Below are 25,716 nucleotides of genomic sequence, written 5' to 3'. Positions count from 1 at the left end.
CCTGGCCCGGGAAACCGGTCGGGCGTTTTTCGTTTCAGGGTAACCGCAGGGCGCAGGTTGAACTCTGCGCATTCGCCTCGGACAAGCGCGCACGCCAAAGCGCCGGCCGGTCACCCGGTCGGACACTTTTTCCTTCAGCGGTGCGGTGCCGGCTTGATATTTAGCGGGTGCGGAAAGTGATACGCCCCTTCGACAAGTCGTAGGGGGTCACCTGAACCGTGACCTTGTCGCCGGTCAGGATGCGGATGTAGTGCTTACGCATTTTGCCGGAGATATGTGCCGTAACCACGTGGCCATTCTCCAGTTCGACGCGGAACATGGTATTCGGAAGGGTCTCGATGACCACCCCTTCCATCTCGATGCTCTCTTCTTTCGCCATGCAGTCTTCGTTTTTAGTTGGAAATGAGGTAGGCGTTTACACCTACGTTTCAAAGGCGGCTTATAGTGCCCGATCTCGCCGCAGGAATCAAAGAGCAAGTATAGGGCACTTCTAATCATCCAACGCTGCTCGCGGCCGTTTTGTTCGCTGGCAAGGCACAGCGAGTGATGTGGTTGCCTCACATGAGCGAGCTGTAACGCAGTCCAGGCGGGCAAAACGGTCCCGAGCCCGAAGGGTTGGGTCCTGAATCGCCGATCCCGGCGTTGCGGACTCCATCCCTGGAGCCCGCCCTTCGGGCCGGCCTGCGGCCGTCCAAATCCGCTCCCGGCAGATTTGTGCGCCGCTTGAAAGGGAGCCACCCTGATGGCCAGGATGGCCGGTATGCGGTGAAAGGGCAGGACGCCCGAAGCCGCGGCCTGCGCAGCGCCCCCTGGCCTCGACGATTTTGTGGACCCAACAGAATCCGCGTTGGATTACTGGAAGTGCTCTACGGGCAGTAGAAGAGCTTTCAGGTTTCTATCGGTTTCCAGTAACCATTCACAAGGATCTCGAGGGGGCGGTAGTTTCGCTTGTAGGCCATCTTTGGCGATTCGGCGATGTAATAGCCGAGATAGACATAGTCGAGTCCAAGCTGCCGCGCCTCTTCCATCTGCCAGAGCACGGCATAGGTGCCGAGTCCACGCCTGCGCTCCCGGGGGTCGAAGAAGGTGTACACCGCCGACAGGCCATGGTCGAATCGGTCCACGACCGCAATCGCGAGCAGTCGCTCAGGGCTGCGGAATTCCACGAAGTCGGTGTCGGACCAGCTACTGGTCAGAAAGGCCGTGTACTGTTCGACGCTGTCCACATCCATGCCGCCTTCGGCGTGACGCGCGTGGATATAGTCTCGATAGAGCCGGTAGTGTTCTTCATGATATCCGGCGGGGCGGCGTATGACCCGGAGGTCCCGGTTTTCTTTCCAGGTGCGCTTTTGGCTGCGGTTAAGCCGAACATCCCGGATCGGAATGCGTGCCGGCTGGCAGGCATCGCAGTGAGAGCAGCGTGGACGATAGACATACTCTCCGCTGCGGCGAAAACCGAGCGGAGCCAGCACGCCGTAGAGCTGGTTACTCATCGGCACATGAGGATCGGCGAAGAGGGTGACCGCGCGCCGCTCGGGGAAATAGCTGCACTCGTGCGGCGGGGTGGCGTAGAAGGCCATATCCGGCGGAATGAAGTGATTCAGTTCATTCATCACCAGAGAAACTCCGTCGGGTCCGTATCGAAATGCCACGGTGAAGGGACCCCGGGACGCTCACAATGATCATCCAAAAGGCTCATAAATTCCCGGCGCGGAATATCCATTGCGCCAAAACTGGCCAGGTGCTCCGAAGCCACCTGACAATCGATCAATTCGAATCCCCAGGCCTGCAACTGGCGAACCAGGTGTACGAAGGCGATTTTCGACGCATTGGTTCGGCGGGTGAACATCGATTCGCCGAAAAATACCCTCCCGATGGCAATACCGTAAAGCCCTCCGATCAGCTCATCCGCCTCCCAGCTCTCCACCGAATGGGCGAAGCCCATTTCATGCAGCCGGTGGTAGGCGGCATTCATTTCAGGGGTGATCCAGGTGCCCAGGCCGTCGCCGCGCGGGGCCGCACAGCCCTCGATGACGGCGTCAAAAGCACGATCCAGGGTCACCTCGAAGGGGTGTTTGCGCAGCGCCTTGCGAAGACTGCGGGAGACCTTGAGGTCCGCGGGAAACAGCACCGCTCGCGGGTCGGGGGTCCACCACAGAATCGGCTGTTCCTCGCTATACCAGGGGAAGATACCCATCCGGTAGCCGGACAGCAGGCGCCGCGGCGAGAGATCGCCCCCGATCGCAAGCAGACCGTCGGGATCCTCCAGGGCCAGCTCCGGATCGGGAAATCCGGGCCGCCCGGGCTCCAGCAGAAACGGGGCGCCGGTCTCTCTCATTTTGCCGCTGTATCCTGTTTGAACGGCAAGTGCCCGGCAAGTTCGTCCATATAATCGCGCATCAGTGCTTCTTCGTTTTCCACGTAGCGGCGAACAGAGGCGCTGAACCCGGCATCGGCCAGCCAGTGGGCGGACCAGGAGGGCACCGGTTCGAAGCCACGGGAGACCTTGTGTTCGCCCTGGGCTCCCGGTTCGAATCGGGCCAGCCCCTCCCGGATGCAGTACTCGATGCCGGTATAGTAGCAGGCCTCGAAATGAAGACTGTGGAATGCTTCGGCACAGCCCCAGTGGCGGCCGAATAAAGCGTCCCGGCCCCGCAGATTAAAGGCGCCGGCCACGTAGTCCCCACCCTTGCGGGCGAGCACGAGGAGTATTGCATCGGGCATGGTCTCGCCCAGATGACGAAAAAATCCCTCGGTGAGGGTTGGATAGCCACCATGCCGCTCGAAAGTGGTGCAATAGAAGCGATGAAAGACCCGCCAGTGCTCATTGGTTGCTTCTTGCCCCGAGAGCACCTCCAGCTCGATCCCGGCCTCCGCGACCCGTTTTCGCTCCCGTTTTATCTTCTTGCGTTTTTGTGCGGTGAAGCGATCGAGGAAGTCATCGAAGTCGCGGTAGCCCCGGTTGTACCAGTGGAACTGGGTGCCAAGGCGGCGCATCAGTTCTCCACCGACGAGGTGGCTATCGAGCTCTTCCACTGTCGGGAAAAGCCAGTGCAGCGAGGAGACCCCCAACTCTCTGGCCAACTCCAGTTCGCTTGTGGCGAGGGTCTGTCGAACAGCTGCCGTATCGGTACCTTCGGCTGTCAAAAGTCGGGGGCCGGTCACCGGAGTGTAGGGGATGCCGGATACCAGTTTGGGATAATAGCGGCCTCCGGCCCGCTCCCATGCGTCTGCCCATGACCAGTCGAAGACGAACTCACCATAGGAGTTGGTTTTGAGGTAAAGGGGAGCGGCACCGATCAACTCGTCTTTTTCATGAACGACCAGGTGGCGGGGCAGCCAGCCCCAGCGTTCACCGAGACAGTCGAATCGTTCGAGCCCCTCAAGAAATGCGTAACGAAGAAACGGGTTGCCTGTCGGCTCGGCGAGGCGATCCCATGCTTCGCATTCGATCTCGGACAGGCTGGCAACAACAGAAACCTGCATTAGCGGTCCCGGTGGAAGTCTACTCAGGCAGTGTAGTGCCGTGCTGACGCCGGTACCAGCCGATGGCCCGGAAGGAAGACGTTCACCGCAGAGGACGAAGAGCGAAGCTCTGCCTACTTAACGCCTCTGTGGTGCAGCTCCTTTATTGCAGATATTCGGTGCCTTGGCGCTGTGCAGAGGTGCCGCTTCAGCTATCGAGCCCCTCCAGATACCGTTCGGCATCCAGCGCCGCCATACAGCCGGTGCCGGCGGAGGTGATGGCCTGACGATAGATGTGGTCGGCTACGTCGCCGGCGGCGAATACACCCTGGATGCTGGTGGCGGTGGCATTGCCTTCGGTACTGCCTTTTACCTTGATATAGCCATAATCCATCTCGAGCTGCCCCTCGAACATCACGGTATTGGGCTTGTGACCGATGGCGACAAACATACCGTGGGCCTTGAGGTCCTTGACGGCTCCGGTCTCGGTGTTTTTGATGCGAACGCCAGTGACGCCGCTGTTATCACCCAGGACCTCCTGAATGGAGTGATTCCACTCGATGGTGACATTGCCGCTTTTCGCCTTTTCGAGCAGTTGGTCTGAGAGGATCTTTTCGGACCGGAACTTGTCGCGCCGATGCACCACGGTGACATGGTTGGCAATATTGGAGAGGTATAGCGCCTCCTCCACTGCCGAATTGCCGCCGCCGACGACGACGACATCCTGGTTTTTATAGAAAAAGCCGTCGCAGGTGGCACAGGCCGAGACGCCGCGACCTTTGAAGGCTTCTTCGGACTCGAGGCCGAGATATTGCGCCGATGCCCCCGTGGCGATAATCAGGGCATCGCAGCTGTATTCGGCAGCGTCGCCCTTGAGGCGGAAGGGGCGGTTGGTGAGATCCACTTCATTGATATGGTCGAAACGCAGCTCGGTACCGAATCGCTCGGCGTGCTGCCGCATGCGATCCATGAGAGCCGGGCCCTGTACACCCTCGTTGTCGCCGGGCCAGTTATCGACCTCGGTAGTGGTCATCAATTGACCGCCCTGCTGCATGCCGGTCACCAGCACCGGATTGAGGTTGGCACGGGCGGCGTAAACGGCGGCGGTATAGCCAGCCGGGCCGGACCCGAGGATGAGAAGGCGACAGTGCTTGACTTCACTCATGTGTTAGACTCCGAACGCAATTCGACCGTATTTGTAGTTGCCATTCGCAAACGGGTATCGGCTGTAAGTGCCCAGCCACGGTGCCCTTGGGCCCAACAGCCCCGGTATCTCGTGTGACGGCACCCGTTTCCATGGATGTGAACTATGTGGGTGCTCTATGCACCTTTTTAAACCTGCATTTCTAACTAACGCACCTTGGATGACGGTTCGTCAGCTAGTGCAGAAGTGTAGGTGGCGAAGGCCGGCTATGGTACGAAATGCGGTACACAGGGTAAAGGAGACGCTATGCGCATCGGTATCCCCACGGAAATGAAGACGCTGGAGGGTCGTGTCGGATTGGTTCCCGCCGCCGCAGCGGAACTGGTACGCCGCGGAAACGAGGTGTTCATCCAGATGGGGGCGGGTACCGCCAGTGGTTACGATGACGAACAGTACCGCGCCGCGGGCGTGGGTCTTTTGCCGGATGCCGTTGCCGTCTACGAGCGGGCGGAGATGGTCATCAAGGTCAAGGAGCCGCAGCCGGAAGAGCTGAAGCTGCTCCATCGGGGCCATCTGCTGTTCTGTTATCTGCACCTCGCCGCCGAGCCGAAACTGATGGCCGATTTGCTCGATATCGGCTTGACAGCGGTCGCCTTCGAGACTGTGGAGGCAGATGGTGGTCTGCCCCTGCTGGCACCAATGAGCGATATTGCCGGGCGTGTCGCCGCTCAGGTCGGTGCTCACCTGCTGCATGCGCCCCAGGGCGGCAAAGGCCTGCTGCTCGGTGGATTGCCTGCCGCAGAGCGGGGGCGGGTCGTGGTACTCGGCGCCGGAGTGGCCGGAGGCAGTGCCACACGAGTCGCCGCCGCGCTGGGCGCCGAAGTGACCGTATTCGACAAGAAACGGGAGAAGCTGGAGGCCATGCGCGACCTGGGACCGAACGTTACCGCCCTTTACCCGTACACACACGAACTGGAAAGCGCAGTGACAGCGGCGGACCTGCTCATCGGGGCCGTATTGATCCCCGGCGCCCGCGCGCCTCATCTGGTCTCCGGGGAGGTTATTCGACGGATGTCGACGGGCAGTGCCGTGATCGACATCTCGGTCGATCAGGGTGGATGTATCGAAACCACACGCCCCACCACCTATGCCGACCCCACCTTTATATGGGAAGGTGTCGTGCACTTCGGTGTGACCAACATGCCCGGTGCCGTGCCGCGCTCCGCCTCACAGGCGCTTTCGGCAGCACTGCTCCCGTTTGCCGAACGTCTCGCCCAACCCGGCTGGGAGGAAGACCCGTCACTGGCCGCCGGTATCAATCTCCGGGACGGAGAGATAGTCCATCCGGCGCTGAAGACCTGATGTGGTCCGAGGCCCGCTGGCCGAAGTCATGAATTACCGCAGAGACCCAAAGAACATGATCTCTGCTTAATCCTTGCGTGCTCTGCGCCTCTGCGGTGAATAATTCTGGTTAGTGAAACGGAGGTCCGGGCAAGGTCATTATGACCTGTTAAGCTGAGGCCATGTAATCCATCCCTTTGCGGTTTCTTGGTTTCTATTTAATACGCGTTTACAATAACTTGCACAACTAAATTAAAGTTAGAGATTAATTCTTGGCTCAGGCAACCTCAAAAAATGAAAGCGGCTTCGGTCTCGGAACTCACCTGCACCGTGGGCTCCGTGAGGGTGCGCTCTATTTGACGGCCGCCCTAGCGGCGTATCTGCTGATTTCGCTGAGCAGTTATCACCCGACGGATCCCGGCTGGTCGCACAGTGGGGGAGAGGGGCCGGTCGCGAACTGGGGCGGACAGGCTGGTGCCTGGTTCGCTGACATCTTCCTCTATCTGTTCGGACATATGGCCTTTCTGTTTCCGATCATGGTGGCTTATGCAGGATGGCTGCTGTTCCGTGGTGGGAGCGGGGTGGAGGAACAGGCCTCGGCCGCGCAACTCGGGCTTCGGGGGCTTGGATTCGTCGTCACCCTGGCTTCGGGTGCCGGTCTGGCGTTTCTGCACTTTGAATTTGATCCGGCCTCGGTACCTTTGACGGCGGGCGGCGTGCTGGGCGATGTGGTCGGCCGCGGATTGGCAAGTGTCGTCAGCTTTTTGGGGGCCACGCTGTTTCTGCTAGCCCTTTTTCTGAGCGGCGCCACTCTTTTTACCGGCATCTCCTGGCTCAGGGTGATAGATGCGACCGGCGCACTTACGCTTCGGATCGCCAACCGGATCGTTGAGCAGGTGGCCTCGATCCCGGATCGCGTAGCCGCCCGGAAGGCGCGCCGTGAACGCGAACAGGTCCGCGAAACGGCGCAGAAGCGCCAATCCGGACGCATCCCCCCCACTATAGGGGCTCTCCCGAAACCGAAACCGAGCGAGCGGGAACAAAAGGAGCGGCAGGTTCCGCTGTTCGAGCCGAATGCCAATGCAGCGCTGCCGTCACTGGCGCTGCTGGATGCGGTGACCGGCCCCAAGCACAGCATCTCCAGGGAATCGCTTGAGGCGATGTCGCGGCTGGTGGAGATGAAGCTGCAGGATTTCGGTATCGAGGTGGTGGTGGAAGCAGTCCATCCCGGCCCGGTGATTACCCGCTTCGAGTTGCAGCCCGCACCGGGCGTAAAAGTCAGTCAAATCAGCAACCTTTCCAAGGATCTGGCGCGTTCGCTATCCGCCATCAGCGTGCGTGTGGTCGAGGTGATCCCGGGCAAAACCACGGTCGGCCTGGAAATCCCCAACGAAAACCGGGAAATCGTTCAGCTCGCCGAATGCTTCAAGTCTCCTACCTATGACAAGGCCGGTTCACCCCTGACCCTGGCGCTGGGCAAGGATATCAATGGCCAGGTGGCGGTGGCCGATCTGGCCAAGATGCCCCACCTGCTGGTGGCAGGCACTACCGGCTCGGGTAAATCAGTGGCGATTAACGCCATGATCCTCTCGCTACTCTACAACGCCAGTCCGCGCGACGTGCGAATGATCATGGTCGACCCGAAGATGCTGGAGCTTTCAGTGTACGAGGGGATCCCGCACCTGCTGGCCCCGGTAGTCACCGACATGAAGGATGCCTCCAACGCATTGCGCTGGTGTGTGGCGGAGATGGAGCGCCGCTATAAATTGATGGCATCCCTCGGGGTGCGAAACATCAATGGCTACAATCGCAAGGTACGTGAGGCGATAGAGGCCAGACAGCCCATCAAGGATCCGACCTGGCAGCCCCTGGTGCCGGATGCGCCGGAACTGGAGGAGCAGCGCCCCGATCTTGAACCGCTTCCCTACATTGTTGTCGTGGTCGACGAACTGGCCGATATGATGATGGTCGTAGGAAAAAAGGTGGAGGAGTTGATCGCCCGCCTGGCCCAGAAGGCGAGGGCCGCCGGTGTCCACCTGATACTCGCTACCCAGCGGCCTTCGGTGGATGTTTTGACCGGCCTTATCAAGGCCAATATCCCCACGCGAATCGCCTTCCAGGTTTCGTCGCGCATCGATTCGCGCACTATCCTGGACCAGATGGGCGCTGAGGCCCTGCTGGGACACGGTGATATGCTCTATCTGCCACCGGGGCAGGCGGTGCCAACCCGCGTACACGGGGCCTTCGTGGATGATCACGAAGTCCACAATGTGGTCGAGGACCTGAAAAGGCGCGGCGAGCCGAATTACCTGGACGAGATCCTTGAAGGCAACAGCGGCGGCGCGGAGATACTGCTTCCCGGTGAAAAAAGTAGTGGCGGCGGTGGTGATGAATCGGACCCGCTCTACGACGAGGCGGTCCAGATTGTTGCCGAGACGCGTCGGGCCTCGATTTCCGGTGTGCAGCGGCGGCTGAAAATCGGTTATAACCGTGCCGCCCGGATGGTCGAGGATATGGAGCGGGCCGGTATCGTCGGACCACTGCAGTCCAACGGCTCCCGCGAGGTGCTCGCGCCACCGCCACCCGAAAAGTAGCTACACAACGCCCGTGGCCCTTCACAACCTAGAGACACCCATAATGCGACCTTTAACAAACCTCCTGCTTTCGATACCCCTGCTGGCCTTTGCCACCCTGGCGCAGGGCGGCGAAGGACAGCAGCATCTGGAATCCTTTCTGAGCGGCCTCGATACGATGCGTGCGGAATTCGTCCAGACCCTGGTGGAGGCCGACGGCAGCATTGTCGAGGAGAGCCAGGGGGAGCTGTTGGTCAAGCGGCCGGGCCGCTTCCGGCTGGAGTACCTGAAGCCCTACCGGCAAACCTATGTGGCCGATGGCGAACGGTTCTGGATGTATGATCACGATCTGGAACAGGTCTCCGTCCGCGAACAGGGCGACACGCTGGGTGATACCCCGGCGATGCTGCTTTCCGGCACCCGCCCGATTGACGAAGGTTTCGAAATCAAGGAATTAGGCTATCACGAAGGTTTCACCTGGCTGGAACTGCGCCCCAAGGGTGGCGATGCCACCTTTGAGTCGATACGCCTCGCCCTCGAACCGAACCTGCTTCGGGCCATGGAGATGGTCGACGGGCTCGGCCAGATCACCCGGCTCTACTTCAACACCGTGGAACGCAATCCGGGCATCAGGCCCGCCGCCTTCGATTTCCAGCCGCCGGAGGGCGTGGACGTCGTTGGCGAGGGCTACTAGACCAATCACCGCAGAGACGCGGAGAACGCAGAGAAAGCAGTTCCTGTAAGGGCGTCGAACGGTTATCAATCAGCTAGCTCTAACAGGGTCGGTTCTAGTTTTATGAAATTTCATCCTCTGCGTACTCTGCGGTAAATAATCCGGGCCAACCAGTGACGGACCTGTTTGAAAACGGCATGGGCGATCATGAAACGGAACCGCTGAGACCGCTGGCGGATCGGATGCGCCCGCGTAGCCCCGATGAGTTCTTTGGACAGGCTCATCTGCTTGGGCCGGGCAAGCCGCTGCGTACCGCCATCGAATCGGGCAATCTGCACTCCATGATCCTCTGGGGGCCGCCGGGAACCGGTAAGACCACCCTGGCGCGCATGGCGGCCGGCCGCGCCCGGGCACTTTTCCTCTCCCTCTCGGCCGTGCTCTCAGGAGTCAAGGATATTCGTGCTGCGGTCGAGAAGGCCCGGGAGTTCCAGGCAAGGGAGGGAAGGGGAGCCGTGCTGTTCGTCGACGAGGTACACCGCTTCAACAAGGCCCAGCAGGATGCCTTTCTGCCCTACGTCGAGGACGGCACCGTTACCTTTATTGGCGCCACGACCGAAAATCCCTCGTTCGAACTCAACAACGCGCTCCTCTCCCGGGCCCGTGTCTATGTGCTGAAGACGCTCGGGGCTGCGGACATTCGGACGATTGTCGACCGTGCCCTGGATGAGCCCGAAAGGGGACTCGGAGCGCGCCACCTCGCTCTGGATCCGGCGCTCCGGGACTACCTGGCGGAAGTGGCGGACGGCGATGCCCGGCGGGCGTTGAATCTACTGGAGATCGCTGCGGATCTCGCCGAGCCGGAGGCCGGTCGGGAAGTCATCAGTGAAGCGGTCCTCAAGGAGGTGTTGGCCGGTGGTGTGCGCCGTTTCGATAAAGGCGGCGAGGCCTTTTACGATCAGATTTCGGCTCTGCATAAATCGGTTCGTGGTTCATCGCCTGACGGGGCGCTCTACTGGTTTGCGCGCATGCTGGACGGGGGCTGCGATCCGCTCTATATCGCCCGTCGCGTGGTGCGGATGGCCTCGGAGGAGATCGGCAATGCCGATCCCCGGGCCATGGAAATCGCCCTGAATGCCTGGGACGTCCAGGAGCGCCTGGGCAGCCCGGAAGGGGAGCTGGCGATCGCCCAGGCCATCCTGTATCTGGCCGCCGCCCCGAAGAGCAATGCGGTCTACAAGGCCTTCAACACGGCCATGGAAGAGGTAAAGCAGCACGGCTCGCTGGAGGTGCCGATCCATCTGCGCAACGCCCCCACCAAGCTCATGAAGGAACTGGGCTACGGACGTAAATACCGCTATGCCCATGACGAGCCGGACGCCTATGCCGCAGGCGAACACTACTTTCCCGAGGAACTTCCCGAGCGGCACTATTACCAGCCAGCACCCCGCGGCCTGGAGATCAAGATCGGCGAGAAACTGGCCCATCTGGCGGAGTTGGATCGCAAGGCGCGAAAGAAAGATTAACCACGGGGACACGGGGAACACGGGGGATTTATTGGGCAGGCACCGCGAAGCGTTCCCGGTCTGGAGGCGCATTGGCCCTGCCGGGAACACAGGGATGGCCCTGCGGGCCGTTTTCGGCCGGAGGGCCGGCTTCCTGCACCGGCGGAGGTTCTACGCCGGTAGGAGGCCACCCCGTGGCCAAACACGGCGAAGCCGTCATCGCCGTGGGCTCGCCCTCGTGGATTGTCTTCCCAGTGTTCCCAGTGCACCCCGTGGTGAAACTTACAACGCGACCTCTTCTATGGCCATGGCCTCCGGCTCCGGCTGCTCCCGGTAGTTCGCGAGAAGCTGGCGCGCCACGGCTTCCCAGTGGGACTGGCCCTTTTCGATCACTTTCAGGAGGGGTTCGATACGCCCCTTGTTCAACCAGGTGGCGTTGGCATTGCGCAGAGAGGGGAAAAGTTCACGGCGGATGCCGGACAGATTGGCCATGTAAAAGTGCAGGGCGGCGGGGTTGTCCCGCTCCAGCAGACGGGGGAGGGTCACCAGGGTATCCGCCAGGTGGTCCCGCACCGACCGGGCAATCAGTTCGAAGCGGGTGCGACCGCTTTCGGCCAGCATCTCCTCCCACTCCCTCCCCAGGCGTTTCCCGGCTTCGATTTCGCCGAGTTCGTGGAGGATCAGCGTTTCGATTTCATCATCCGTGAGCCGATCGAGCCCCTTTTCGACATTATCGTCCAGTCGATAGGCCTGAATCAGATGCGCCATCGGGTGCTCATAGTCCTTGCGCCACTGCCACTCTTCGACTTTTTCCCAAATCGTGCGCCGCAGTGACTCCCGGCGGACGAAAACGCTGCCTTCCCGGGTCATGGCCGGCGGCGCGGTGATGTCTCTGGCCCGTTCACGACCGGCGATGTAGATCGTGCGTTCATCGAGGGTCTCGCGGCGCTCCAGGTCGGCGAGAAAAAAGTGCGGTTTCCGCCAGGTGCCGATGCCACCCGAATAGACCATGCCGAGTTCGGAAAGCCTGTTGTTGATCTCTTGGTCGGCAAAGGGGTCAAACTCCTCCCCGTCTATCGATACAGGCGCGTACTCCTGGCCTTCGAGGGTTTCCCAGTGGGCTTCCCGGGCCATCACCCAGGCGCCCAACGCCTCTTTGGGAAGGGGATCCGCGTAACCATAGGCCTGCTCCCAGCGGAATAACTCACGCATTTTCAGCAAATAGATGCAGATCGTGTATTCACGGGCATAGAGGGCGTCGGAGATGTCACAATTGTGCTGCACGGTCGCTACAAGGGCGTGCAGCATCTCGTCGCTGGCGGTTACCATGATGGACTCCATATCGCCTGGAGAGGTTGCCTCCAGATAAATGTTGAGTAAAATACTAAACTATCAATGGCGGTAGCGCTAGCGTTTGCATCCCGGCTGCCTCTGTGCGGCCACCAACCAGGAGATTCCCCGTGCGCGTCAAGAGTAAATGGCACAACAAAAAGCGTGAGAAGTCCATTGAGGAGATTGCCGGCGTGGTCGCATTCAACGGCTGGCGAATCGCCCAGGACAGCGTCAACAAGATGTACAGTGACGGTTTCAATTTCCGCTCCAATGAACAGCTTTTGGATACTATCGGTGAGTTCCTCGGTTTTTTTATCATCATGGCCGATCACTGGGTCGTCGAGCGTGTTTCCGATGACGCTGAGCGCCAGCGCTTCACCAATGCCCTGGCACTGAAGCTAGTCGATACCATGAATGAAAACCGGGTCGAGGAGCTCGGTCCGGGCGACTACCGGGAAGAATTCCTCGAGCGGCTCAATGCGCGCCTGTCCGACTACTCCCAATACAAGGTCATCGACGGCGAGCCGAGCTATCCACTTCTGCGCCTGTTCGGAAGCCATGTCGAGTCTGTAATGGGTGCCGATAACAAATGGGTCCAGGAGCAGGTGATGGAAGTAGAGACCCCGGCCGCGCTGAAAAGGTTGCGTACCGCCTTCGAGGGGCCGTTCGGCTGATCGCATCGCAGATACGGGATTCGAGATGCAAGATTCGAGGTGCACTGCGCTTTATTTGGATCCCGCCCCTAAAGCACCGATCAGATACCTGTGGGGCGAGGTGCAAATCATTGATTTCGGGGACGCCATGAATACATCCCTGTAGGCTCGACGGCCGCATCCCTCGACAAGTGTGCTCCTGCATTGTCTAACACCGCCGTCCCTGGCGGCGTGCGGCCGACGCCTCAAAATCAATGACTTGCACCCCGCTCGGGATTTATCTGTTTAGTGTTCTAGTGGTCCATGCATTTGCCCGACCTGCGGGCGCCCGGTACGATTGCGGGGTCTACTCCATGAGGGCGTCCGATGCGAGGCCGTTTCATTACCCTGGAAGGTTCCGAAGGTAGCGGTAAAAGTACCAATCTGGCCTATGTTCGTCAGCGGTTGGAGGAGGCCGGTATCGACGTGGAAGTGACCCGTGAGCCCGGAGGCACGCCTCTTGGCGAGTCCATCCGTGACCTGTTGCTCGATCACCGCAATTCCGACATGGGTACCGATACCGAATTACTGCTGATATTCGCTGCCCGGGCCCAACACCTGCATGAACGGATCCTTCCCGCGCTCGATACGGGACACTGGGTGCTTTGTGATCGATTCACCGATGCCACCTATGCCTATCAGGGGGCTGGCCGCGGTGTTCCCGATGAGCGTATCGCTACGCTGGAATCCTTTGTTCAGGCGGGGCTTCAGCCCGATCTGACCCTATACCTCGACGTACCTGTCGAGGTGGGGCTGGCGCGAGCCGGCGCGCGCAGCGAACCCGATCGCTTCGAGCGTGAGGCGGTCGCGTTTTTCGAAAGGGTACGTGAAGGCTATCGGCGTCGCGCTTCGGCGTACCCCGAACGGATCCGGGTTATCGATGCATCCGGCCCACTCGAATCGGTCCAGAGGGTAATCGGTGTCGTTCTGGATGAGTATTTGGCAGGGCATGCCGCGTGAATGCTGCCCCTCTGAAGCCATATCCGTGGCAAATTGCCATCTGGCAGGAGCTGGTACGGCGCCAGCGTGCCGATCGTCTGCCCCACGCATTGCTGCTGACCGGTCCACAGGGGATCGGCAAACGCTCGCTGGCCGCGGCGTTGGCCCAGGCCCTGCTTTGTGAGCAGCCCGGCGAAGATGGAACGGCTTGCGGTCGGTGCCGCGGCTGTACGCTTTATGCGGCGGGCAGTCACCCGGACTTCCTGATGGTGGAGCCGCTGGAGGAGGGCAAGGCCATAACCGTGGATCGGGTCCGAAGGGTAGTGGCATTTCAGGGTTTGAAGGGACAGTACGGCAACCGGCGGGTGGCCATTGTTTCCCCCGCGGATCGGCTCAACGTGAATGCCGCCAACGCCCTGCTGAAAACCCTTGAGGAACCCACTGAGGATACGCTCCTGTTGCTGTGCAGCGCCAGGCCAGCGGCCCTTTTGCCCACCATCCGCAGCCGTTGTCAGCAGGTCCCGCTGCCGCCCGCGACACTTGCGCAAGCGGGTGAATGGCTCCAGGCCCGCGTCGAGGAGGCGGGTGCTGCCGCGGATTTGCTGACGATGAGTGGAGGGGCACCCCTGGCGGCTCTGGAGCTGGCCAGTGGCGAGCAGTTGGCCATACGCGAATCCGTTATCGGCGCATTGCAGGCCCTCAGCGAACGGCGGGAACTGCCTCTCGAAGTCTCCGAACGCTGGTTCAAGGGAGGCGCGGAACCGGTACTTCGCTGGCAGTCGAGCTGTCTGGCCGATCTGATCCGCCTGCGGTCGGCTCCACAGAGTGCGCGGCTCTCCAATCCCGACCTGCGCGGGCGTTTGCAACCCCTTGCCGAACAGGTAGACTTGGAAGCACTTTATCGGTTGCTGGACCGCACCCAGCAGGGAGTGCAGCAGGTTCAGCGCCAGGTGAACGCGCAGCTGCTGCTGGAAGAGATCGTCATAACCTGGGCACGCTATTTTCGTGCTGTGCACCGGTAGAATGCGAACGAAGCCATACCTGAAGTATCTATTGGGTTCTTTGTGCCTTTGCGGCTAACAGTTGATATTGAGACGAGGCGGACATGATCCCTGGTGGAGGCCGACAAGGCATTCTTTCGCTGGCCATTAAAGATAAAAGCGCGCTGTATGCCGCTTATATGCCATTTGTTATAAACGGTGGCCTGTTTATCCCCACCGAGAAGGACTATCAGCTTGGGGATGAGGTTTTCATGCTCCTGACCCTGATGGATGAAGCGGAAAAACTGCCCATCGCCGGCAAGGTCGTCTGGGTCACGCCAAAAGGTGCCCAAGGCAACCGTGCCGCCGGCATTGGTGTGCAATTCAGTGAGCAGGATAAAGGCACGGTGCGCAGCAAGGTCGAAACCTACCTGGCCGGGGCCCTGAAGTCGGAACGCCAAACCCATACGATGTAAGATTCTCCCAAGGATGACCCCGGTTATCCACCGCAAAAGGCACGCCCCCTTCCTCCGGTATCTTTGCGGTGCAGGGAAAATACCAGCGAATTCTATGCATTCAAAACTCGTCGATTCACACTGTCATCTTGATCGTCTCGATCTCCAACCTTTCGGCGGCAGCCTGGACGGAGTCATCGAAGCGGCGGCCGAAAATGGCGTCGTCTCCCTCCTGTGCGTCGGCATCAGCCGTGACAGCCTTCCCGACGTTCTTGAGATCGCCCGCCGCTACCCGAATGTCTCGGCGTCGGTGGGCGTGCATCCCAATGAAGAGGAAGATGCACTGGACGAGGATGAACTACTGCGGCTGTCCGATGTCCCGGACGTGGTGGCCATCGGGGAGACGGGGCTGGATTATTTCCGCAGTGAAGGCGATCTGGAATGGCAACGGGCCCGGTTCCGTACCCACATTCGTGCCGCGCGACGTGCCGGAAAACCGCTCATTGTCCATTCCCGTGAGGCGCGCGAGGACACCATTCGGATCATGCAGGAGGAGAGGGCAGACGAAGCCGGTGGCATCATGCACTGCTTTGTCGAGGATTGGGAAACCGCCCGGCGGGCCATCGAACTCGGTTTCTATATCTCTTTTTCCGGGATCATCACCTTCAACAGCGCCCGGGAACTGAGGGAAGTGGCGAAGCAGGTGCCCGATGACCGCCTGCTGGTCGAAACCGACTCGCCCTATCTGGCCCCGGTGCCGAAACGTGGAAAGCCGAATTATCCCGCTTACGTGCTGCATGTGGCCGAGCGGATTGCCAAGGAGCGCGGCGTGGATTTGGAGAGTGTGGCGCGCCGGACTACGGAGAATTACCGCCGACTGTTTCCCAGTGCCGGCTAAAGGATGCAGCCGCCGGTATCCAGGTAATCCGACTAAGAACAGAGGCACATCCCGCCAGGGGGCATATCCCCGTGGCGAATTTCCCCACGGAGATATCGTGCCGGGGCGGCTTTTCCGGGGAAACGGAGAAGCCTCCCGGGTTTTGTCTTCCCACAATCAGGAAAAAATCAAGTGGTTTTGGCCTGTTTAACGGCCATCAGACCGCCGTCGAGGACGTAGGCGTTGAAGCCTCGCTCACTGAGGAGATAGGCGGCCGAGGAACTGCGCCGTCCGGTATCGCAGTAAACGATATAGGTTTTTCCCGGGTCGAGGCTCTTCGCCTTGATACGCAACAGGTAAAAAGGAATATTGAGGCTGTTCGGAAGGCTCGCGTTCCGATGCTCGCTGTCGAGACGAACGTCAAGAAACAGGGCGCCGTTTTTCAGCATGGCCTGGGCCTTCTGACAGTCAACCGTCCGCAGGACCGGTGATTTGAGCAGCTTTCCAAAATGCTCTTTGGCCAGCCGCATCAGTGAACCGTCGGTCAGCATGGTGATGTTGGCGTTACGTCTGGAATTGGAGATCAGCGCCTCTTCTCCGAATCCCTGACCGGGCCCCAAATTTGCCAGCTTGATGATATTGCCGCTTTTTGCCGAGGTATGGGTCACGATGGCGCGGCCGGATTGGAGATGATAATAATAATCCCCCTCGTCACCCTGTTGGATGACCACATCACCGGCACGGACGGATATCGGCTCCATATGCATGAATACGGCCTGAATATTGGTCGGTGGAATGCGATGGAAAATACTGGAGCGCAGCATCTGGGTCATCCAGTCTCGATCCTTCTTATCCGCGATGACACCTTTCTCAGCACTCTTGGCGGCATCGATCTCGCTGACCATATACCCGGCGTTTTGATCCCACGTGAGCAGGATATCCAGCAGATCATTATCGATCCGGCAGAAGCGGATATCGGTGCGGGTGGTTACCGTAGCCAAACGGGGGTTGTGGTGGTCCAGCGGATAACGCGCCTGGGGTGTATTGGCCGCTATCACTTTCTCAGAGCCGGCTGCGGCGAGCTGCACTTCTCCCGAGAGCAGGTAAAACGACTGGTTGATCGTATCGCCTGTTTTAAAAAGGACCCGCCCCTTGGAAAGCTTCTCGATAACGGCTTTCTTCGACACGTCGATGAGGTTTTCATGCGTCAATTCCGCAAGGGGAATAAAGCGCCTCAACTCCTGGGCATTGACGTGTGTGCTCTCGCTCATCTTTGAAGAATCGGCTGGTCAAGGGGGCCGGCATAAATCGGAGAGCCGGGATGCTGGACGGGGCTGATGCTAACACCTGCCATCGCACCTCACAACGAGACATGGGCAAAGGGGCTCGGCCTCATCGGCATTCGGTGATCCACTTCAAGGTTTGGTTAATCGCTTCCAGTGGCGTATAAAAATGCGGGGACAGACGTATTCCCCCGCCTCGACGGGCGCAAAAGACGCCTTGCCGGCTCAGGACATCATGGATCACTTCATCCGATAGCCGACGGTGGCGAAAGGTCAAGATTCCGGAGCGCCGTTCCGAACGGAGATCCGACAGGATTTCGATATCCGGTATCGCCTGAAGACCGGTCACCAGTCGATTCATTCGCCTGTGGATGGATTCCTCCACGGCGGGGATCCCGATCTCCAGAAGCAGTGAAAGGCTGGCGTGCAGCCCATGAACCCCCAGCATGTTGGGGCTGCCGCATTCGAAACGGCGGGCACTTTCCGCCGCTTTCCACTCCTGGCGATCGAATTCACCGATGGCTTCGAGCATATGCCAGCCATATTGCATCAGTTTCAGGCGGGGTCGAATCTCCGAACGGCAATAGAACACCCCGAGCCCTTCGGGACCCAGCATCCACTTGTGCCCATCGGCGGCCAGGAAATCAGCATGGATTGCCTGAACGTCCATCGGCAGCGCGCCGACGCTCTGAATCGCGTCGACACAGAACAGGACCTCCCGTTCGCGGCAGAAGCGGCCGATTCGGGCCAGATCCATCCGCAGTCCGCTGGCGTACTGAACGGAACTGACCGCCACCAGCCGGGTGGAGCCGTCCGTTTCGGCCATAATCGCCTCTTCGGGAGAGGCATGCTGGTCGAGTCTGGCCTTTCGGACCGAAACACCCTGGTCCTGCAGCGATTCCCAAACCACCCGATTGGAAGGGAATTCCTGATCGGTGATAACGACGGAGTCTCCGGCCCGCCAGTCGAGACCATAAGCCACGAAGGAAAGGGCTTCGGAGGTGTTTTTAACCAGCGCAATATCCTCGACTGCCGGCGCATGGATCAGCCTGCGCAGTTGCTCCCGCAGCTGCTCTTCGGTTTTCAGCCAGCGTGGATAGCCGAGTGAACCCTGGGTTCCGTTTTCCTCGGCGAATGCCTTCAATGCCTCGACGGTACGGCGGGGCCAGGGCGAAACGGCGGCATGGTTGAGATGAATGAAGCCCTCTTTGAGGGGGAACTCCTGTTCGGTCATGTTTTTTGCCAGCTTGTCGAATAGACATCTACCTTAGCGCGTGGAGAACAGCTTTTTCCATCAGGTGACCCAGAGGGGCAGGGCAACCGTACATTGAAGCGAGTGATGCACCGATACGTGTTGGGAAATGGTATCCACCTATAGTCCCTTCTTCCTCAGGGAGAAGGTTAGGATGAGGGGAGTAACGGGCACCATTTCGGAACTTCTATCTAGCTTGTGAGATGGTTTACCCTGCCCGGAGGGGCTAAACGGTTGACGGCGTATTCGGTGTTCTCTGGTTGTGACAACACAGGTATTCTGCAGTGTCGACGGGCCGAGTTGAAATTCACTGTCCCGCTGCTTTGCTTAGGGGGGACCTTGCAGCAACATCCCGCGTTTACTGATAACGAACCGGAGAGCCTATGGACACTGCATTCATGCCGAAGGAAGGGCTGGATGACCTGATCAGGCAGCTAGCCGATTCGGGTTATCGTGTGTTCGGGCCGACGGTCCGGGCCGGGGCCGTGGTTTTCGATCGGGTCGATTCTGCGGCGCAGCTGCCGGTAGGGCTGGCGAGCGTTCAGGAGCCGGGCCGCTACCGGCTGGAGGAAAGCGGCAACCGCCGGTTCTTCGACTTCGTCAATGGTCATGAATCGCTCAAGCGTTTCACCTTCGCTTCTCAGGAAAAACTGTGGTCCTTTTCTGCCGATGGGACCTTCCAGTCCGGTCTGTCCGAATCCCCCAGAACCGCAGTCATCGGGGCAAGGGCCTGTGACATCGCGGGGATGAAGGTCCAGGACCGGACTTTCCTGAAAGGGAAACACTCGCCCCATACGGACCCTTACTACGCCGATCGACGGAGAAACCTGTTTGTAGTTGCGGTTAATTGCACTGTTTGCGTCAGCACCTGCTTCTGCGCCTCCCAAAACGCCGGGCCCATGGCAGAAGACGGTTTCGATATCTCATTAACAGAGCTGGAGGACGGGTTCGTAGTGGAGACCGGCAGTGCCGCGGGTGAGGCCATTGCAGCAAAGCTGGACCTGATACCACCCAAAGGTGCCAGGGAGCGCGCCGAAGAGTCCATCAAGGCCTGTGCCCAAGCCCAGGTGCGCTATATCGATAATGACGGTATCTATGAATTGCTTTTCAATAATCTGGAGCATCCCCGTTGGGATGATGTCGCCGAACGCTGTCTCTCCTGTGCCAATTGCGTGATGGTGTGTCCCACCTGTTTTTGCCACCGTGAAGTGGAAGTGCCCTCTATGGACGGTACCGGCAGTGATCACGTTCGGCAGTGGGATGCCTGTTTTACCCTCGAACACGGAAGTACTCACGGCAGACACCTTCGGCCCGAGGTACGTCAACGTTACCGGCAGTGGCTCACGCACAAGGTGGGGGCGTGGTGGGAACAGTTCGAAACCTCGGGGTGTGTCGGTTGCGGCCGCTGCATCACCTGGTGTCCCACCGGGATTGATCTGACCGAAGAGATCGCCGCCATCAGGGATCAACCGGGGGAGAAGGCATCGTGAGTGCACTACCGAGCAACAATCCTTATCTGCCGATGGTCGCCGAAGTGGTGGACCAGATGGAGGAGGCACCCGATATCGTCACATTGCGCCTGCGCCTGACGGAGCCGCATGAGCGGGATGCCTATCGCTTCGAGCCTGGCCAGTTCAACATGTTGTATTTGGGACGGGTAGGGGAGGTCCCCATTTCCATTTCATCGGATCCGGCCGAGCCGGAGCTCATCGACCACACCATTCGCGCAGTAGGGCGCGTGACCGAGGGCCTGGTCCGACTTCGCGAGGGTGACAAGGTAGGGCTGCGCGGTCCTTTCGGTACCGGCTGGCCGATGCAAAAGGCGAAAGACCGGAATCTGCTGGTGATTACCGGCGGTATCGGCTGTGCTCCGACCGCCTCGGTGGTGGGCTATGCCCATGAACGCCGTGATCAGTACGGAAAGGTCACGGTGCTGCATGGTGTTCGCCAGCCGCGGGATCTGATCTACGGCAATCGATTCGATGCCTGGTGCGATGCGAAAGACACGCAGTGCCTGTTCGCTTCCCAGGAGTCGGGCCCGAACTGGAAATGGCACCTCGGACTGGTCACCGAACTACTCGACCAGGTCGAGCCTGAGGCTATCGAGGGAATGATCATGATGTGCGGCCCTGAGCCGATGATGCGTGCCGTAGCCGAGGAGTTGTTGAGGCGGGGGCGGCCCATCGATGATATTTATCTGTCGATGGAGCGGAGTATGCAGTGCGGTCTGGGACATTGCGGGCATTGCCAGTACGGGCCCGATTTCATCTGCAAGGATGGTCCCGTTTTTCCTTATGCACGGGTCCGTAAACTGATGAAGGTCAAGGGATACTGAACAATGGAGAAGCCGAAGATCTCCGTTCACAAGTTTTCTTCCTGTGACGGTTGCCAGGTTCAGATATTGAGCCTCGAGGAAGAACTGCTGCAGCTGGCCGACCGGGTGGATATCGCCTTCTTCGCCGAGGCCACCAGCCGTATGAATCCGGGTCCGTACGACGTCTCTTTCGTCGAAGGTTCGGTTTCCACTCCGCATGAGATAGAGCGAATCCAGCATGTTCGGGATATCAGCAAGGTCGTGGTTTCCATCGGTGCCTGCGGTCAGTCCGGTGGTCTTCAGGCACTGCGAAATTGGGGGGATCTCACCTACTACCTCAATGACTTCTATACCGAACCCGAGCACATCGACGCGCTGCCGCAGTCCACGGCTTTTCATGACCACATTGATGTGGACTGGGAGGTGCCCGGTTGCCCGCCGGACCAGGGGCAACTCAAATATGTCATCAATAGTCTGCTGTCGGGCGCCAAGCCGAACCTGCCCAGTGAAGCGGTGTGCCTGCAGTGCAAACGCGACGGCAATGTCTGCGTGCTGGTCTCGCAGGAACAGCCCTGTATGGGGCCGATTACGCGCACTGGCTGCGGTGCACTCTGCCCCCATCAAGAGCGGGACTGCTACGGCTGCTTCGGACCCCAGGGGGGAGGCAATATCGATGCCCTCGGCCGCCGCTTCAATGGCGCCGGACTGACGCCGACCGATGTGGTGAGTCGACTGCGACTAATCTACAGCTGGGCCGAACCTTTCCGGGAGGCATCCCGGAGATGGGAGCAGGGGGCTCAAGGTGCACCGCTGCCGCCGCAACCCCATAAACATGGAGGGATGAGATCGTGAGCGAGCGAAAGATCGAAGTCCCCGTTCTGGCGAGGGTCGAGGGGGAGGGTGCACTCCATGTCAAAATCCGTGACGGTCAGGTCGAGGATCTGAGGCTGCGCATCTTCGAGCCGCCGCGCTTTTTCGAGACCTTTCTTCAGCAGCGGGACTGGTGGGAAATTCCCGATATCACCTCACGCATTTGCGGTATCTGTCCAGTGGCCTACCAGCTTAGCTCTTCCCAGGCCATTGAAGCCGCGTTTGGCGCGGTACTGACCCCGGAGATCCGTGCTCTTCGCCGTCTCTACTATTGCGGGGAGTGGATCGAGAGCCATGCGCTGCATATTCATCTGTTGGCGGCGCCCGATTTTTTCGGATTCCCGGATGCCATGTCGCTGGCAAAATCTCACCCCGCAGAGGTCCGCCGTGGTCTGCATCTCCAGGGCCTGGGCAATGACCTGGTCAAGATGTTCGGCGGCCGGGCCGTCAACCCGGTGGGTGCACGGCCGGGCGGCTTCTATCGGGCGCCCTCGTACTCGGAAGTACGCGCCATGCTGGAGCGCTTCCGTGCGGCTCAGGACGATGCAGCGGAACTCATTGCCTGGACTGCCAAGTTCAACTTTCCCGATATTCAGCGGGACGCCCCCCGGGTAAGCCTTCGCCACCACAGTGAGTACCCCATGGCGCAGGGTAATATCCTTGCCAGTACAGGGCTGGAAATCGATGTTGCGGACTTCGAGCATCACTATCGGGAATTCCAGGTCCCGCACTCCACGGCCCTGCACGCCCATCTAGACGGCAAACCCTATTGGGTCGGTCCGTTGCCGCGACTCAATAACAACCTGGACAGACTGCCGGATGCTACGGCCCACCTCCTGGAGAAGACCGGCATCCGGTTTCCGAGCAACAATCCCTTTCACAGTGCTGTGGCGCGGGCGGTGGAAATACATATCGCCATCGAAGAGGCCATCCGCATCCTGGCAGCCTATCTCAAGCAACCCCTGCCCAAGCCGTATGTGAACATCGTACCGAAAGAGGGCGAGGGGGCTGGTTGCACAGAAGCCCCGCGGGGACTTCTCTGGCACCGATATCGATTCAATGCCGAAGGCAAGGTGGTCAAGGCGGTGATTACCCCGCCCACCAGCCAGAACCAGGCGCACATGGAAAACGATCTGCGTCAGAGTGTGCTGGAATCTCTGGACCTGGATGATGGCGCGTTGCAGGCGCATCTGGAGGCAGGGGTCAGGAACTACGATCCCTGCATCTCCTGTTCGACCCACTTCTTGAAGACGACCATCGATCGCGGCGACTGAACTGACCGCCACCGAAACGATCGGCAGCGGCTGTATCTTCTAACCTTGCGCCGTTCACCTCCGCCGGAGAATGAACACCCCTGCACAAATCACCATGGAGATGGATACCAGTACAGCAATCACCAGTATGTCCGGGGATAGCTGGTCGCTCCAGAGCAGTGGCAGACTGCTTAAAACCACGAGGGGCCAGACAAAGGTGAACGCCACGTATTTGACGGGATTCACGGCGGGATCCCGTAAAAAGGTGGACTGCACCATCGGGCCAATGGCAGCGACCACAATGGCTCCTAGCCACACAATGTCCATTATCATTGCCCCAAACTCCCTGTCGTTGGTAGGCAGGCCGTGAACGCCAGGGGCCTGCTTAAACGATTCTAGACCGGACTGATGCAAGGTACGTTCCGAAATACTCCGTACTTGAACGGATGGCCCATACCCGAGTTCAACGTCTAGAAATAAGGAAGGGAAACCAAATGGAGGCAGCCATGGACTGGAATCAGATCGAGGGCAACTGGAAGCAATGGAAAGGACGCGCAAAGGAGCAGTGGGGCAAGCTGACCGATGATGATCTCGATCGCATCGAAGGCAAACGTGACCGTCTGGTCGGCTATCTCCAGGAGCGCTATGGCATCGCCAGGGATGATGCCGAGAAAAAGGCCGACGAGTTTCAGCGGAAGCATTGACCTCGTAAGGCACTACAGTTCCGCCCGGGCAAATAGCGGGCGGACCTTTAGCTGTTCAAAATGCCGTCGGGAGAGTTAGCACTGCTCCCAAGGAAGGTTTTCGAAACGCCAACCACCCACACTGCTCCGGTGATGGTGCTCATCCAGTTCCCCTTCAAAGCCGTCCAGCACGTTGTAGACCTGTGGGAGCCCCGCCTGGACCAGCGCCTTGCCCGCCTCGAGCGAACGTTTGCCACTTCGGCAGATGAGAATCACGGGGGCGCACATACTGTCCGCCTCACAGATTACCCCTCCCAGCATCAGGGCCTTTACCTGTCTGACGAAGTTTGGATTGATGTCCCAATCCGGTTCGTCAATCCAGGCAATGTGAATGGCACCGACCGGATGGCCGACGAAGAGGAACTCCATGCTCGAACGAATATCGATGAGTACGGCCCGTGGTTCGTGCTGAAGCAGTTCATAGGCGCCGCTGGGCTTCAGATGGCGCAGTGAGGATTCCGGCATAATTGTTTAAGTCCATCAGTATATGTTATAAGTATATAGAATTCACTTGGCCCTAAACAAGGCTTGTTCGCAACTTTTTGTATTCACATCCAGGGAGCTTATGGGTTCTTCAGAGCAGTTCATCATCAGGAGTTTCACCAAGGACGGACAGCGATTCCGACCCAGCGACTGGGCACAACGCCTGGCATCTGTCGCCGGCCTTACAGATTCAGGGGGCCGTATTCGATTCAATCCCAAAGTTCGCGTGATCACCATCGACGGTGCCAACTGCGTGCTGGTGGACGTCAGTCTGGAACAGAATGAGCCGATGCTGTTGAAGTTTCTGCTGGATTTCGCCAGAACCAACAATCTGGTAACAGAAGAAGTACAGCCCCTTACAGCTGAAGCCTGCGGGCGGTAAAAGTACGAGGGTACCTTGGCTGTATTTGGAGTTGCGGACTGGACCACGGTGAGGCTGCAGGTCCCAGTCTGCATCTTCACGGTTCTCTAATTTTACATAATATACATTATGCGAACCACAGCATGCGACAAGGTGCAAGGTTCTGCCAGTCAAGTCCGGCCTATCGTTCATGGTTCATGGTAGGCTTTTCGGTCCCGAACCAGGAGGACGTAACCATGCGTATACTGCCGATCATTCTTGTCATCGCCGCCGTGTCCGGTTGCGCCTCTACTTCGTCATCGCAATTATACCGCCCCGCCAATTACTCCGGCCCCGCCTGGCAGCTACAAATCAATCAGGAAAACAAAGCGATTAAGGATGACATGGAACTCGTGATAAACGGGCAGTCTGTTGCCACGATCGCACTGTCCCTGGCGAATCGTTTTGAGCGGGTTCAAGGTGAGCATGGCGGGCGCCCGGTGGATTTTGCGTGCCGCTATCATACGGACGTGGGCACCACCAAACCCCAGTGCCAAGTGTATATAGATGGGAAACTTGCCGGCAATTTTTAGCCTGACATTACGAGCACACCCGCCGCTCCGGAGCCCGAATCAGTGACGAACTATCTCCCGGCTGCGCAGGACCGAGTGCGCCCCGTTTTTCCTAGTTCGAAATTCAAGGGGTGAATCGTTACGTTCTTCAGGAGCCCCGGCGACGCGGCAATCTCGGGGTTGGGAGTAGAGATTACTTCGTCGCCGGGGCTCCTCCTGAAGAACTTCCCTCCGCTGTCATTACGAGGAGCCCCAGCGACGACGTAATCTCCTGCTTCCAAACCCCAGATTGCCGCGTCGCTGAGGCTCCTCCTGATGAACTTGCCCCGCTGTCATTACGAGGAGCCCCGGCGACGAAGTAATCTCCTGCTCCCGAAGCCCCAGATTGCCGCGTCGCTGTGGCTCCTCGCAATGACGGCTAAAGGTTCGTCACCGATTCGGGCCTGCGCAGCAGGGGGTACGGCTCGCAATGACGGCTAACAGTTCGTCATTGATTCGGGGCCGCGCGCCGGCGGGTACGGCTCGCAATGACGGCTAACAGTTCGTCATTGATTCGGGCTGCGCAGCAGGGGGTACGGCTCGCAATGACGGCTAAAGGTTCATCACTGATTCGGGCCTGCGCAGCAGGGGGTA

The 25,716-nt window shown here is 59.4% G+C and carries 26 protein-coding genes; 16 read left to right on the top strand and 10 right to left on the bottom strand.

Annotated elements, in window-relative coordinates; translation table 11 throughout:
- Positions 1-160: 160 nt before the first annotated feature.
- The 5 genes from infA to trxB form a co-directional block, all read right to left on the bottom strand.
- Entirely contained in the window at positions 161-379 is a 219-nt protein-coding gene (gene infA / locus Q7L05_RS05565) for a translation initiation factor IF-1 (RefSeq protein ID WP_092995669.1), read from the bottom strand.
- A gap of 508 nt (positions 380-887) precedes the next feature.
- Positions 888-1,613, bottom strand: a complete 726-nt coding sequence (locus tag Q7L05_RS05560) for an arginyltransferase (RefSeq protein ID WP_303903169.1) — start codon at positions 1,611-1,613, stop codon at positions 888-890.
- Positions 1,613-2,338: a leucyl/phenylalanyl-tRNA--protein transferase gene (aat, locus tag Q7L05_RS05555; protein WP_317623095.1), complete on the bottom strand. Its 726-nt coding sequence runs from the start codon at positions 2,336-2,338 to the stop codon at positions 1,613-1,615. The genes Q7L05_RS05560 and aat overlap by 1 nt, the downstream gene beginning before the upstream one ends.
- Entirely contained in the window at positions 2,335-3,486 is a 1,152-nt protein-coding gene (locus tag Q7L05_RS05550; protein ID WP_303903166.1) for a GNAT family N-acetyltransferase, read from the bottom strand. Before Q7L05_RS05550 ends, aat begins: the two co-directional genes overlap by 4 nt.
- A gap of 187 nt (positions 3,487-3,673) precedes the next feature.
- Complete coding sequence (gene trxB, locus Q7L05_RS05545; protein ID WP_303903164.1) at positions 3,674-4,630, bottom strand: thioredoxin-disulfide reductase; 957 nt, start codon at positions 4,628-4,630, stop codon at positions 3,674-3,676.
- A gap of 285 nt (positions 4,631-4,915) precedes the next feature.
- On the opposite strand from trxB, the gene ald reads away from it, so the two are divergent.
- The 4 genes from ald to Q7L05_RS05525 all read left to right on the top strand — a co-directional run bounded on the left by ald (position 4,916) and on the right by Q7L05_RS05525 (position 10,719).
- On the top strand, positions 4,916-5,971 hold the full coding sequence (gene ald, locus Q7L05_RS05540) for an alanine dehydrogenase (protein ID WP_303903161.1): 1,056 nt from the start codon (positions 4,916-4,918) through the stop codon (positions 5,969-5,971).
- A gap of 251 nt (positions 5,972-6,222) precedes the next feature.
- A complete protein-coding gene (locus Q7L05_RS05535; RefSeq protein ID WP_303903158.1) occupies positions 6,223-8,544 on the top strand; it encodes a DNA translocase FtsK in 2,322 nt (773 codons plus the stop codon).
- Positions 8,545-8,587: 43 nt separating this feature from the next.
- On the top strand, positions 8,588-9,217 hold the full coding sequence (lolA, locus tag Q7L05_RS05530) for an outer membrane lipoprotein chaperone LolA (RefSeq protein ID WP_303903155.1): 630 nt from the start codon (positions 8,588-8,590) through the stop codon (positions 9,215-9,217).
- A 176-nt stretch (positions 9,218-9,393) separates the two neighbouring features.
- The gene (locus Q7L05_RS05525; protein ID WP_303903244.1) at positions 9,394-10,719 is read left to right on the top strand and encodes a replication-associated recombination protein A; all 1,326 of its coding nucleotides are present in this window, start codon (positions 9,394-9,396) and stop codon (positions 10,717-10,719) included.
- Between the two features lie 261 nt (positions 10,720-10,980).
- On the opposite strand, the gene Q7L05_RS05520 is transcribed toward Q7L05_RS05525, so the two are convergent.
- Complete coding sequence (locus tag Q7L05_RS05520) at positions 10,981-12,027, bottom strand: Sfum_1244 family protein (protein WP_303903153.1); 1,047 nt, start codon at positions 12,025-12,027, stop codon at positions 10,981-10,983.
- A 131-nt stretch (positions 12,028-12,158) separates the two neighbouring features.
- Between Q7L05_RS05520 and Q7L05_RS05515 the strand changes: the two genes are divergently transcribed.
- The 5 genes from Q7L05_RS05515 to Q7L05_RS05495 all read left to right on the top strand — a co-directional run bounded on the left by Q7L05_RS05515 (position 12,159) and on the right by Q7L05_RS05495 (position 15,994).
- Complete coding sequence (locus Q7L05_RS05515) at positions 12,159-12,704, top strand: hypothetical protein (RefSeq protein WP_303903150.1); 546 nt, start codon at positions 12,159-12,161, stop codon at positions 12,702-12,704.
- Between the two features lie 345 nt (positions 12,705-13,049).
- Positions 13,050-13,682: a dTMP kinase gene (gene tmk, locus Q7L05_RS05510; protein WP_303903147.1), complete on the top strand. Its 633-nt coding sequence runs from the start codon at positions 13,050-13,052 to the stop codon at positions 13,680-13,682.
- Positions 13,679-14,683: a DNA polymerase III subunit delta' gene (locus tag Q7L05_RS05505; protein WP_303903143.1), complete on the top strand. Its 1,005-nt coding sequence runs from the start codon at positions 13,679-13,681 to the stop codon at positions 14,681-14,683. Before tmk ends, Q7L05_RS05505 begins: the two co-directional genes overlap by 4 nt.
- Positions 14,684-14,766: 83 nt before the next feature.
- On the top strand, positions 14,767-15,117 hold the full coding sequence (locus Q7L05_RS05500; protein ID WP_303903140.1) for a PilZ domain-containing protein: 351 nt from the start codon (positions 14,767-14,769) through the stop codon (positions 15,115-15,117).
- Between the two features lie 94 nt (positions 15,118-15,211).
- Entirely contained in the window at positions 15,212-15,994 is a 783-nt protein-coding gene (locus Q7L05_RS05495) for a TatD family hydrolase (protein WP_303903137.1), read from the top strand.
- A gap of 167 nt (positions 15,995-16,161) precedes the next feature.
- Here Q7L05_RS05495 and Q7L05_RS05490 read toward each other — a convergent pair whose 3' ends face one another.
- Positions 16,162-17,244, bottom strand: coding sequence for a cyclic nucleotide-binding domain-containing protein (locus tag Q7L05_RS05490; RefSeq protein WP_303903134.1), 1,083 nt, complete (start codon positions 17,242-17,244; stop codon positions 16,162-16,164).
- Positions 17,245-17,365: 121 nt separating this feature from the next.
- Positions 17,366-18,490 (bottom strand): aminotransferase class V-fold PLP-dependent enzyme, encoded by a 1,125-nt coding sequence (locus tag Q7L05_RS05485; protein ID WP_303903131.1) that lies wholly within the window; start codon positions 18,488-18,490, stop codon positions 17,366-17,368.
- A gap of 401 nt (positions 18,491-18,891) precedes the next feature.
- Between Q7L05_RS05485 and Q7L05_RS05480 the strand changes: the two genes are divergently transcribed.
- From Q7L05_RS05480 to Q7L05_RS05465, 4 genes are read left to right on the top strand one after another with little or no spacing between them, the layout of a single operon-like run.
- Positions 18,892-19,998: a 4Fe-4S dicluster domain-containing protein gene (locus tag Q7L05_RS05480; RefSeq protein WP_303903125.1), complete on the top strand. Its 1,107-nt coding sequence runs from the start codon at positions 18,892-18,894 to the stop codon at positions 19,996-19,998.
- Positions 19,995-20,843, top strand: coding sequence for an FAD/NAD(P)-binding protein (locus tag Q7L05_RS05475; protein WP_303903122.1), 849 nt, complete (start codon positions 19,995-19,997; stop codon positions 20,841-20,843). The genes Q7L05_RS05480 and Q7L05_RS05475 overlap by 4 nt, the downstream gene beginning before the upstream one ends.
- 3 nt (positions 20,844-20,846) lie before the next feature.
- A complete protein-coding gene (locus Q7L05_RS05470; protein ID WP_303903120.1) occupies positions 20,847-21,674 on the top strand; it encodes a sulfhydrogenase subunit delta in 828 nt (275 codons plus the stop codon).
- The gene (locus Q7L05_RS05465; RefSeq protein ID WP_303903118.1) at positions 21,671-22,966 is read left to right on the top strand and encodes a Ni/Fe hydrogenase subunit alpha; all 1,296 of its coding nucleotides are present in this window, start codon (positions 21,671-21,673) and stop codon (positions 22,964-22,966) included. Before Q7L05_RS05470 ends, Q7L05_RS05465 begins: the two co-directional genes overlap by 4 nt.
- 54 nt (positions 22,967-23,020) lie before the next feature.
- Here the strand turns inward: Q7L05_RS05465 and Q7L05_RS05460 are convergent, their stop codons facing one another.
- Positions 23,021-23,278, bottom strand: a complete 258-nt coding sequence (locus Q7L05_RS05460) for a hypothetical protein (protein WP_303903115.1) — start codon at positions 23,276-23,278, stop codon at positions 23,021-23,023.
- Positions 23,279-23,451: 173 nt separating this feature from the next.
- Between Q7L05_RS05460 and Q7L05_RS05455 the strand changes: the two genes are divergently transcribed.
- Positions 23,452-23,649 carry a CsbD family protein gene (locus tag Q7L05_RS05455; RefSeq protein WP_092996269.1) on the top strand — a complete coding sequence of 66 codons (198 nt, stop codon included), beginning with the start codon at positions 23,452-23,454 and terminating at the stop codon, positions 23,647-23,649.
- 75 nt (positions 23,650-23,724) lie between these two features.
- On the opposite strand, the gene Q7L05_RS05450 is transcribed toward Q7L05_RS05455, so the two are convergent.
- Complete coding sequence (locus Q7L05_RS05450) at positions 23,725-24,153, bottom strand: rhodanese-like domain-containing protein (protein WP_303903111.1); 429 nt, start codon at positions 24,151-24,153, stop codon at positions 23,725-23,727.
- 100 nt (positions 24,154-24,253) lie between these two features.
- Between Q7L05_RS05450 and Q7L05_RS05445 the strand changes: the two genes are divergently transcribed.
- Positions 24,254-24,553 (top strand): DUF3579 domain-containing protein, encoded by a 300-nt coding sequence (locus Q7L05_RS05445; RefSeq protein ID WP_303903110.1) that lies wholly within the window; start codon positions 24,254-24,256, stop codon positions 24,551-24,553.
- Between the two features lie 215 nt (positions 24,554-24,768).
- Complete coding sequence (locus Q7L05_RS05440; protein WP_303903107.1) at positions 24,769-25,104, top strand: hypothetical protein; 336 nt, start codon at positions 24,769-24,771, stop codon at positions 25,102-25,104.
- Positions 25,105-25,716: the final 612 nt, after the last annotated feature.

This window comes from Thiohalomonas denitrificans (assembly GCF_016841685.1).
Lineage (GTDB): Bacteria > Pseudomonadota > Gammaproteobacteria > Thiohalomonadales > Thiohalomonadaceae > Thiohalomonas > Thiohalomonas denitrificans_A.
This window is presented reverse-complemented; position numbering and strand designations above follow the sequence as displayed.